This window comes from Streptomyces sp. NPDC044719 (assembly GCF_056433405.1).
The window spans coordinates 842883-853185 of sequence record NZ_JBWKHE010000003.1 but is presented as its reverse complement, the minus strand read 5'-3'; the positions used below and the strand labels follow the sequence as shown (position 1 = coordinate 853185).

At 71.6% G+C, this 10303-nt stretch carries 9 protein-coding genes; 4 read left to right on the top strand and 5 right to left on the bottom strand.

The genetic code is table 11. The annotated features are described in order from the left end of the window. Nucleotides 1-36 precede the first annotated feature (36 nt). The 3 genes from AC07DF_RS15440 to AC07DF_RS15430 all read right to left on the bottom strand — a co-directional run bounded on the left by AC07DF_RS15440 (nt 37) and on the right by AC07DF_RS15430 (nt 3719). Nucleotides 37-1665: a nuclease/transposase family protein gene (locus tag AC07DF_RS15440; protein ID WP_478970789.1), complete on the bottom strand. Its 1629-nt coding sequence runs from the start codon at nt 1663-1665 to the stop codon at nt 37-39. A gap of 187 nt (nt 1666-1852) precedes the next feature. Then, the gene (locus AC07DF_RS15435) at nt 1853-3040 is read right to left on the bottom strand and encodes a hypothetical protein (protein ID WP_478971002.1); all 1188 of its coding nucleotides are present in this window, start codon (nt 3038-3040) and stop codon (nt 1853-1855) included. A 115-nt stretch (nt 3041-3155) separates the two neighbouring features. Beyond that, nucleotides 3156-3719, bottom strand: a complete 564-nt coding sequence (locus AC07DF_RS15430; protein ID WP_478970787.1) for a PadR family transcriptional regulator — start codon at nt 3717-3719, stop codon at nt 3156-3158. Between the two features lie 261 nt (nt 3720-3980). On the opposite strand from AC07DF_RS15430, the gene AC07DF_RS15425 reads away from it, so the two are divergent. The 4 genes from AC07DF_RS15425 to AC07DF_RS15410 all read left to right on the top strand — a co-directional run bounded on the left by AC07DF_RS15425 (nt 3981) and on the right by AC07DF_RS15410 (nt 8387). Next, a complete protein-coding gene (locus tag AC07DF_RS15425; protein ID WP_399024623.1) occupies nt 3981-5273 on the top strand; it encodes an activator-dependent family glycosyltransferase in 1293 nt (430 codons plus the stop codon). A 77-nt stretch (nt 5274-5350) separates the two neighbouring features. Next, nucleotides 5351-5977: a dTDP-4-dehydrorhamnose 3,5-epimerase family protein gene (locus tag AC07DF_RS15420; protein WP_478970785.1), complete on the top strand. Its 627-nt coding sequence runs from the start codon at nt 5351-5353 to the stop codon at nt 5975-5977. 8 nt (nt 5978-5985) lie between these two features. After that, a complete protein-coding gene (locus AC07DF_RS15415; RefSeq protein WP_478970783.1) occupies nt 5986-6948 on the top strand; it encodes an NAD-dependent epimerase/dehydratase family protein in 963 nt (320 codons plus the stop codon). Continuing rightward, complete coding sequence (locus AC07DF_RS15410) at nt 6945-8387, top strand: NDP-hexose 2,3-dehydratase family protein (RefSeq protein ID WP_478970781.1); 1443 nt, start codon at nt 6945-6947, stop codon at nt 8385-8387. The genes AC07DF_RS15415 and AC07DF_RS15410 overlap by 4 nt, the downstream gene beginning before the upstream one ends. Before the next feature lie 81 nt (nt 8388-8468). On the opposite strand, the gene AC07DF_RS15405 is transcribed toward AC07DF_RS15410, so the two are convergent. Then, nucleotides 8469-9578 (bottom strand): DegT/DnrJ/EryC1/StrS family aminotransferase, encoded by a 1110-nt coding sequence (locus tag AC07DF_RS15405; RefSeq protein WP_478970779.1) that lies wholly within the window; start codon nt 9576-9578, stop codon nt 8469-8471. Next, the gene (locus AC07DF_RS15400; protein WP_478970777.1) at nt 9575-10303 is read right to left on the bottom strand and encodes a class I SAM-dependent methyltransferase; all 729 of its coding nucleotides are present in this window, start codon (nt 10301-10303) and stop codon (nt 9575-9577) included. The genes AC07DF_RS15405 and AC07DF_RS15400 overlap by 4 nt, the downstream gene beginning before the upstream one ends.

Genomic DNA, 10303 nt, shown 5'->3' with positions numbered 1-10303 from the left:
GCGGCGCCCTAGAAGACGGCTGGATCCCGACCGTTCCTAATCAGCGAGCATGAGTGAGTCTTGTACCCATGCCTGGTCGCTGCGGACATTCCGAACGGTTTTGGATGTCCTGGTCGCCCGCGTACGGCCCGCATGCGGCGGCACGGATCGTGTCCGTGGTCCGGGAATGCGGGGGCGGGGTCCCTCACGCCCAGGGACCGCCGGTCGGGCCTGGACGGTCCGATGCCCGTGCACATCGCTCTGGTGTGCACGGGGCGGTGCCGTCCGTCGCCTGATCGGGTGTCCCTGGGCGCGTCGCCCGATCGCGATGCTCGCGGCATCGTGACGGGTGGTCTTATGAGTGGGGGTGGCCATCGGCTTCTGCCAATGCTGGGCGCCCCACTTGCTGGTGTAGGCCGGATCGACGGCGATGATCGAGATACCGGTCTGGTCGGCCATCGAGATCAGCCGGGCCCGTAGACGGCCGGTGGGCATGCCCGAGATGAGCTGCCGGAAACGGCGCCGGCGGCCGTGCTTCTCGCGGATCTTCTCCGCCTGGAAGTCGAGGTCTTCGACCGCGATGGCTGTGACACCGCAGGACTTCGCCCAGTTCAGCAGCCGCGACAGGGCGTGCCGCACCTGGGCGTCACGATGGTCCGTGCTGCCGGACAGGTCGTAGCCGAACCGGCGGGGCCGGCCGATCGGGTTCCCGTGGGCATCGAGGCGCCATGCGGCCAGGTGGTCGGCGTTGGTGTCCACCCCGATCACGCCGTGGGCGAGGGCCGCTTCCATCGGGACGGACTTCACCGGCGGGATCTGCCAGGAGGCCGTCACATACCAGCGGCCCCGTCCCGTGTCGTAGTGGATGCGGTAGGCGACAGCCCTATTGGCCTCCACGCGGTCGGCCCACTCCTGCCCCCGGTGAGGGAACCGCACTCGCGCGGCGAGCACGTACCGGCCGTGACTGGCGTTGGCCAGAGAGGCGAACGGGGCCGGGAGCTTGATACTGACCTCGCCCTGGGGCGTGATGCGGATCGTCTCGTTGCCGAAGCGTTTGCCGGACTCGCCGTCGGCCTGGAGGAACCAGCGCCCGGCTTCCCAGCGTTCGCGCCATTCGGTCTCGGTGAGCTGGCAAAGGTCAAGGTTGTGGCGGGTGTTGAACAGACGTTTCCCGCCCCGCGCCACGTGTACGACGCCGTTGTCACGGTCGGCGCGGACCTTGTGGAGCCGGTCTTCGAGGACATGCAGGCGGCGGGTCTTGTTAAACCATTCGTGGGCGGAGCGGTAGCCGCCCGGAGCGCCCTTGCCGCCCTTCTCGCCAACCGGGAGTGACAGGCGGTGCCGGATCGTCCTGACGCCGGCTTCGAGAGACTGAAGGTGCGCCATCTGCCCGCGCCGGGCCAGCGCCCACTGGTCGTGGGGGGCCTTGGTGATACTTCCCGCCCACCGCGAGGACGACTCGGCCGTCAGCTTCCGCTTCCGCGCCGCCCATGTGTCGGTGGAGTGTTCAAGTCTGTCAGCGCAGCGGGCCTTGAGGTCCTTCGACGCGAGCGATCCGAGGTGCGCGCCCACCAGCCTGAGCACCTTCTCGTCCTCGGGCGTGAGGTACTTGAGGCGGTCACGCACCGCCACACCGGACGGCCCCAGAGCCACGAACGGCGCCGCCACCTCCCGCAGCCCACCCACGCGATCCCCCTCCAAGGGCCGAAGACACCCGCCGTCACACCCAACGACCAGCACCAGGAAAGGTCACCCATTCGAGACGAGAACTCCCGTTCCCCGGTGGCGGGCCCAACCACAAACAGCCCGACCCTCACACACGCACACCACACTCACTCGTGTGCTGTCATCCGGCAGCAGTTCACAACCCCGGTCAGGGGCCCCCTCGCCCCAGCCGCACCGGGATGCCTACGTCCCGCTGCCAGGCGTGGCCGAGTCCGGCGACGGCGGCGATGACGCTCCAGCCGGCGGGCTCACCGCCCTGGTAGTGGACGATGTCGGATCCGCTGCGCCGGGGCAGGGCCCGGCCCGCGACGATCTCGGCGAGCGGAACCGGCGCGTGCCGGGTGCCCGCGGAGCGGTCGCCGGTGGGAGCGATGCTGACGTGCCGGACGGCGGGACCCGGGGCAGCGGGGGCGGCATCGGGCGACGGGGCGGCCGGGCCGGTGCGGGGCGGTTGGGCGCCTCGGCCGGTGCCGGGCGGCTCAGCGGCCGGAACGGTGCCGGAAGACCTGGCGCCCGGACCACCACCGGACAACCAGACACCCGGGCGGATGCCCGAAGGCCAAGCCCTCAGGGCGGCGTCGGCACGGGCACCGGCGTCGGCACCGGCACCGGCACCGGCACCGGCACTGGCCTCAGAGGCTCGGGCACCGGTCACCGGATCACGGGGGTCGCCCGGGGCGGTGGGCGCGGTCGTCGTGGTCTGGTCGATCAGCAGCGCTCCGGCCGTGAGCCACTCGGCCCGGACGGGCGGGTGGCCTCCGGTGGTGGCGACGACGTCGGCGCGGGCGGCGGTGGCGCGGGCGTCCTCGGACACCCGCACCCGCAGGCCGGTGCGCAGGGCCGCGGCGGCGGCGAAGTCCCGGGCCCGGTCCGGTTCCCGGCCGACGACACGCACCTCGGAGAGCGAGGGCAGCGCGTGGTGCAGGACGAGCAGGCAGGACCAGGCCGCCTCCCCGGTGCCGAAGAGGCCGAGCGTGGCGGGGGCCGGCGGGGCGAGGTACCGCGCGGCGAGTCCGGCGGGGATGGCGCCGCGCCAGCCGTCGAGGGCGCCGGCGTCCACGAGGCCGAGGAGGGACCCGTCATCGGCGAGCAGCAGTTCCACGCACGCGGCGGACAGGTCGGCGCGGGGTTCGAGACGGACGGCGAAGCAGCGGCCGAAGGGGCCGGAAGCGTGCGGTCCGACGGTCAGCCGGCAGCGTGTGGCGGGGAGCAGGACCAGGGTCTCGGGGCCGGGCGCCGGATCGTGGCCGAGGAGCAGTCGCTGCACGTCGGAGAACCGCTCCTCCATGAAGGCCTCGTCGTCGAAGGCGTCGTCCACGTCTTCCGAGGTCAGCATGATCGGCACGGCGATCGTCCTCTCGGGACCGGCAGCTTGGGTATACAAACTTGAGTATCACGGGACGTGCGCCGTCCTCCACCCGATCCCGATCAACGGCCGGAAGGGCTCCCCGTCAGGCGCCCTTCTCCTCCCCCGCCATGACGTAGGCGCCCGCCTCCAGGCGCTCGATCAGCGCCTCGGTCCAGGCGGCCTGACTGGCGGCGCCGTGCTCCCAGAGGCCGAGGAGCTCACGGATGTGGGCACGCTGCGGCCGCTCGCCGGCCGTCTCGTCGACCTTGGCGATCAGCTCCGACTGTTCGGCCGAGAGCGACGCGATGCGCTCGCGCAGCAGACCGATCGCCTCCTCGCGGCTGAGCGCGGGCAGCAGCACGAGCGCCGCGCCCAGCATGTCCGGCCGGTTGTTCCCCTGGCGCAGCGCGTCACGCAGCAACCTGAAGAACTCCTCGTCGCCCGGCGGCGCGATCTCGTAGTCGACCCGGCCCGGCCAGTCCGGGATGTCCGTCGACTTCAGCAACCCGTCCTTGGCCAGCTGCCGCAGCGCGTGGTAGATCGAGCCGAACTTGATGTGCGCCCATTCGTCGGCCCCCCAGGACAGCAGCTCGGAACGGACCAGATAGCCGTGCGCCCGGCCGTGCATGCGCACGACGCCCAGGACGAGCAATCTCGTGGCAGACATGGTCTCCCTGCTGAATCTCCCTCACGGCACGGACCGGCGACCGGTGCTCCGCCCTCAGGGGGGTCCTTTCACTGAGGCCGGGCCCCGCCGGCTGATCCCACGGTAGTACATGACCTGCTGTTCTCCGCGAGCGCGGGAGGGACGGACCGCGCGATAAGCCCCGGATCGAGCGCCGCTGCAACGACTCTCGACTCCCGCACGAGGTCACGGTCCGAGGGTGGAGGCCCATCACAAGGGTCGTTCGCCGGAACAGGGGTTGGGATGCGGGTACTCTTCACCACCTTCGCCGCCAAGTCGCACATGCATGCCCAGGTGACACTCGCCTGGGCCCTGAAGGCAGCGGGCCACGACGTCAGGATCGCCAGTCATCCCGATCTCGCCGACGAGATCACCAAGACGGGGCTGACCGCCGTCGGGGTCGGGGAGGAACTGCATCTCGACGAGCAGATGCAGGAGACCCAGGAGAACATCGGCCAGGACGTCGACCAGCTGGAGAGCCAGGCACAGGTCGGTCTCGACATGAGCGAGACCCGGCCGGAGCGGCTCACGCCGGACTACACACTCGGTGTGTTCACGGCCATGACCTCGGTCGTCTTCCAGAACTGCTGCTCGGACCAGATGGTCGACGAGCTGGTGGAGCACTGCCGCTCCTGGAAGCCGGACCTGGTCCTGTGGGACACCATGACCTTCGCCGGCGCGATCGCCGCCATGGCGACCGGGACGGCACACGGCCGGCTGCTGTTCGGGCTCGACCTGGCGGGCCTGATGCGCGAGACCTTCCTCGGGCAGCTGGCCGCGCGCCCGCCGGAGCTGCGGGACGACCCGCTGCGCGAGTGGCTCACCTGGAGCCTGGAGCGGCACGGCGCCTCCTTCGAGGAGGCCGCGGTGACGGGCGACTTCACCGTCTGCCCGCTGCCGGCGTCCATGCGGCTCCCGGTGGACCTGCACTACGTGCCGATGCGGTACGTGCCGTACAACGGGCAGTCCACGGTGCCGCAGTGGCTTCAGGAGCCGCCGAAGAAGGGCCGCCGGGTGTGCATCACCCTGGGCGTGGCCCACCGCGAGGTGCTCGGCGCCGACCGGGCCTCCATCGGGGACCTGCTGGAGGCCGTCGCGGGCCTCGACGACGTCGAGGTCGTCGCCACGCTCAACGAGAAGCAGCTGACGGACTTCGACACCCTGCCGGACAACGTCCGGGCCGTGGACTTCGTCCCGCTCGACGCGCTGCTGCCCACCTGCGACGCGGTGATCCACCACGGCGGGTCCGGCAGCTTCGGCACGGCGATGATCCACGCCGTGCCCCAGCTCATCGTCGTCGACGGCGTCTGGGACACCATCAACAAGTCCCGCTACCTGGAAGAGCGCCAGGCCGGGCTCTACGTGCCGGGCAAGCTCAGCGCGAAGGGACTGCGCGAGCTGCTCGTCCGCCTGCTCGAGGAACCGGTCTTCAAGCGCAACGCCGAGGCCCTGCGGCGCGAGGCGCTCGCCGCCCCCGCCCCCGCGCAGGTCGTCCCCACCCTGGAGCGCCTGGCCGTCGAGCACCGCCGCCGGTGACCGGCGCGCCGCACCCGCACACGCCCGGGCCGCCGGCCCTGCCGTACCCGACTACCTCCCGGACGGTGAACCAAGCGATGCAGATCCGTAAGCTCAAGGTCGAGGGGGCGTACGAGTTCACCCCCCGCCAGTTCCGCGACCACCGCGGGCTGTTCGTCTCGCCCTTCCAGCTCGACGCGTTCCAGCAGGCCCTGGGGCGGCCGCACTTCCCGGTGGCGCAGACCAACCACAGCCTCTCCCGGCGCGGCACGATCCGCGGCATCCACTTCACCGTCACGCCGCCCGGCACCGCGAAGTACGTGTACTGCGCGCGCGGCCGGGCCCTCGACATCGTGGTCGACCTGCGGGTCGGCTCGCCCACCTTCCGGCAGTGGGACGCGGTCGAGATGGACCAGGTCCACTTCCGCGCCTCGTACTTCCCGGTCGGCGTCGGCCACGCCTTCGTCGCGCTCGAGGACGACACCGTCATGTCGTACCTGCTGACGGGCCCGTACGTGGCCGAGAACGAGCTCGCCGTCGACGTCTTCGACAAGGACCTGGGCGTGCGGCTCCCCTCGGGCCTGGACACCGTGCAGTCGGAGCGGGACGCCGCCGCGCTGTCCTTCGCCTCGGCCCGGGCCCAGGGCCTGCTGCCCGACTACGCCGAGTCCCTGGCGGTCGAGGAGGCCCTGTGGCAGCCCTCCGGCATCGGCGCCACGCGCTGAGCCCGGCGATGTCCACCACCACACAGGGCGGGCCGTCCGCCGGGACCGTGGCCGTGCTGGGCTCCACCGGATGCGTCGGCCGCAGCCTCTGCGACGAACTGCTGCGGACCGGGCACCAGGTGCTCGCGGTGGCCCGGCACCCGGCCCCGCACACCCGTGCGGACGCCTTCGTCCCCCTCGATGTCGCCGCCGCCGCGCCGGAGGAGATCGCGGCGCTCCTCGACCGGCACGGCGTCACCGCCGTCATCAACGCCACCGGCGGCTGGGGCACCACCGTCGAGGAGATGCGCAGCGCCCACATCGACCTCGTGGAACGCCTGGTCGAGGGGTGCGTCGCGACCTCCCGGCGGCTGCGGATCGTCCAGATGGGATCGATCCACGAGTACGGGCCCGTGCCCGACGGAGTCCGTATCGACGAACAGCGCGAGCCCGGCCCGCTGACCCCGTACGGGCTGACCAAGCGCACCGGGTCCGAGCATCTGCTCGACCGGACCCGGGCGGGCCGGGTGGACGGGGTCGTGCTGCGCGCGGTCAACGTCTGCGGACCGCACACCCCGACGGCCAGCTTCCTCGGTGCCGTCGTGGCCCGGCTGCGCGCCCTCGGCCCCGGCGACGTGCTCAGCCTCGACGTCGCCGACGCCCGGCGGGACTTCGTCGACGTGCGGGACCTGGCCCGGGCGGCCGTCGCAGCGGTGCACGCGCCCGTCACCGGCCTGGTCGTGAACATCGGGCGCGGCGAGGCGGTGCCGATGCGCGACCTGGTCGACGCCCTGTTCGACGCGGCCGGCGTCGACGCCGCGTCGGTGAAGCTCAACTCCGCCGAGGTCGCCAGCAAGGGCGGCGGCTGGACCTGCGCGGACATCCGGTTCGCCGCCCAGGTGCTCGGCTGGCGGCCCACGATCGAGCTCGGCGAGTCCGTCCGGGCGATGTGGGAAGCGGCAGCGGACACCACCTCCCTGGAGGTCTCATGAGCGACACCCCTGCCCCCTCGTTCGCGGCGACGCGAGATCCCGTCGAGCGGCGGATCGATGATTCGGCCCGGCTGCGGACCGGCCCCCTCGGCGACCTCTCCGACTTCACGGACTGGTTCGCCGACTACGGCCGGCGGGCCTACACCCATGTCGACCGGGTCCCCCTGGAAGCCCTGGAGGGCTGGGAGACCGACCCGGGCACCGGCGATCTGCGCCACCACACGGGCCGCTTCTTCACCGTGCACGGGCTGGAGGTCAGCAACCCGGGCGCGCCGGTGGCGCAGTGGACCCAGCCGATCATCAACCAGCCCGAGATCGGCATCCTCGGCATTCTCACCGCCCCGATCGACGGGGTGCTGCACTGCCTGATGCAGGCCAAGGTCGAGCCCGGGAACGCCGAGGGGCTCCAGCTCTCCCCGACCGTCCAGGCGACCCGCAGCAACTACACCCGGGTCCACCAGGGGCGCGCGGTGCCGTATCTCGAGCACTTCATGGACATCCACAGCCGTCCCGGAGTGCTCGCCGACGTACGGCAGTCCGAGCAGGGGTCCTGGTTCTACCGCAAGCGCAACCGCAACGTGGTCGTCGAACTGCCCGAGCCGGTGGAGGCCCTCGACGGGTACCGCTGGATGACGCTCGGACAGATCCATGAGCTGCTGGGGCGCCGGGACACGGTCAACATGGACGCCCGGACCGTGCTGTCGTGCCTTCCGTTCACCGGGTCCGGCGTCGACGAGCCGGACGGGGACGACTTCCGGTCGGCTCTGCTGCGCTCGGGTGACCCCGGGGCGGGAAGTGTGCACAGCGCCTCGGAGATCCTCGGCTGGATCACCGACCGGCGCACCAGCAGCGACATCGCGGTCCGCCGGGTCGCGCTCGGCGAGCTGCGCGACTGGAGCCGCACCGGCGACCGCATCCGCCACGACGCGGGCGCCTTCTTCGACGTCATCGGCGTGCGGGTGGACGCCGGCGGCCGCGAGGTCCACCGGTGGAGCCAGCCGATGATCGAACCGGTGGGGCAGGGCGTCATCGCCTTCCTCGTCCGGCGTTTCGAGGGGGTGCTGCACGTCCTCGTGCACGCGCGCGTGGAGCCGGGCTTCGCGGACGTGGTGGAGCTGGGCCCCACCGTGCAGTGCGTCGCGGAGAGCCACGCGCAGCTGCCCGGGGGGACCGCGCCGCCCTTCCTCGACGAGGTGCTGGGGGCTCCCGAGGAGCGCGTCCGGTTCGACACGGTGCTCTCCGAGGAGGGCGGCCGCTTCTTCCACGCGCTGAACCGCTACCTGATCGTGGAGACCGACCAGGACGTGCCCCGCGACCACCCCGACCACCGCTGGATGACGCTGCACCAGCTGTCGGACCTGCTGCGGCACAGCCACTACGTCAACGTCCAGGCCCGCAGCCTGATCGCCTGCCTGCACAGCCTGTACCACGCGGGCTGACGGCAGGACCCCCTGAAACGCCGTGTCCCGGTGAGGCGGACTGCCTCACCGGGACACGGCGTTTCGTACAGGCGCAGGGCGTCACAGGCCGGCGATCACCTCGCGCAGCGCCTCGATCACCTTCTCCTGGACGTGCTGCGGCAGCGAGGGGTACATCGGCAGCGAGAAGATCTCCTTCGCCAGCCGCTCGGTGACCGGCAGATCGCCCTCGTGGTAGCCGAGGTGCGCGAAGCCGGACATCGTGTGCACCGGCCAGGGGTAGCTGATGTTCAGCTCGATGTCGTACGCCTTGAGCCGCTCGATGATCCGGTCCCGCTCGGGGTGGCGGACCACGTGGACGTAGTGGACGTGATCATTGCCCACCGCGTTCTCGGGCAGGACCAGGCCGGTGTCCCCCAGCTCTTCCGCGTAGCGCCGCGCCACGCGCCGCCGGCCCTCGACGTAGGTGTCGAGGCGCCGTAGCTTGCGGCGGAGGATCTCGGCCTGGACCTCGTCGAGGCGGCTGTTGTGCCCGGGAGTCTGGACAACGTAGTACCTGTCCTCCATGCCGTAGTAGCGCAGCCGGCGCAGCTCCGCGTCGGTGCCGGCGTCGTGGGTGACCACCGCTCCGCCGTCGCCGTACGCCCCGAGGACCTTCGTCGGGTAGAAGGAGAAGGCCGCGGCGTCGCCCATGGTCCCGGCGAGCCGGCCGTGGTGGCGGGCGCCGTGGGCCTGGGCGCAGTCCTCCAGGACCTTCAGGCCGTGGCGCTTCGCGAAGGCGGTCACCGCGGCCATGTCGACGCACTGCCCGTACAGGTGCACCGGCACGATCGCCGTGGTCCGCTCGGTGAGCGCGTCCTCGAGCAGGTCGGTGCGCATGAGGTAGTCCTCCTCGCGCACGTCGACGAAGACCGGCCGGGCTCCCACGGCGTCGATGGCCAGGACGGTGGGGGCCGCCGTGTTGGACACCGTGATCACGTCGTCGCCCGGCTTCACGCCGAGCGCCTGGAGGCCGAGGACGATCGCGTTGGTGCCGTTGTCGACGCCGACGCAGTGCGGCTGCCCGTGGTAGGCGGCGAACTCCTGCTCGAAGCGGGAGACGCTCTCCCCGAGGACGAGCTGACCGGACTGGAACACCGTGTCGACGGCGTCGAGGAGTTCCTCGCGCTCCTCGGCGTACTCCCGCAGATAGTCCCAGACGTAGGTGGTCATCGCCCGGACACCTCCCGCTCCTTGACTCCGACGAAGAGCCCGCGGCCGGTCGGCGGGCCCGGCTGGTACGTGACGGAGCAGCCGGCGTCCTTGAACGCCTGCTCGTACTCGTCACGCGTGAACAGGGTCAGTACGTCGATCTCGGTGAAGGTCCGGATGCCCGACGGCTCGCCGACGAGGAAGCGGACCTCCATCCGGGTCGCGCGCCCCTGGAGGGTGGAGTGGGAGATCCGGGCGACGGTCCGCTCGCCCTCGCGGGCCAGGTCCCCGGCCACGAACCCCTCCTTGAACTGCTCGGGGAACCACCAGGGTTCGATGATCAGCGCACCGCCCGGGTCGAGGTGACGGGCCATCGAGGCCACGGCGGAGCGCATCTCCTCGACGCTGCCCAGATAGCCGATGGCGCAGAACATGCAGGTGACGACGGAGTACCGGCGGCCGAGGTCGAAGTCGCGCATGTCGCCCTCGTGGATGGTCAGGCCGGGCCACCGCTCGAGCGCCAGATCACGCATCGGCGCGGCGATCTCCAGACCCTCCGCCGTGGCGAAGAGCTTGCTGAAGGGGCCGAGATGGGCGGCGGTGCCACAGGCCACGTCGAGCAGCGTGTCGGCGCCCGGGGCGTGCCGGCGGGCCACGGCCGCGATGTCCTCGGCCTCCGCCGCCCAGTCCTTGCCCCGGCTGCGGTACACCGTCTCGTAGACCTCGGCGAGGTCGGTGCTGTACAT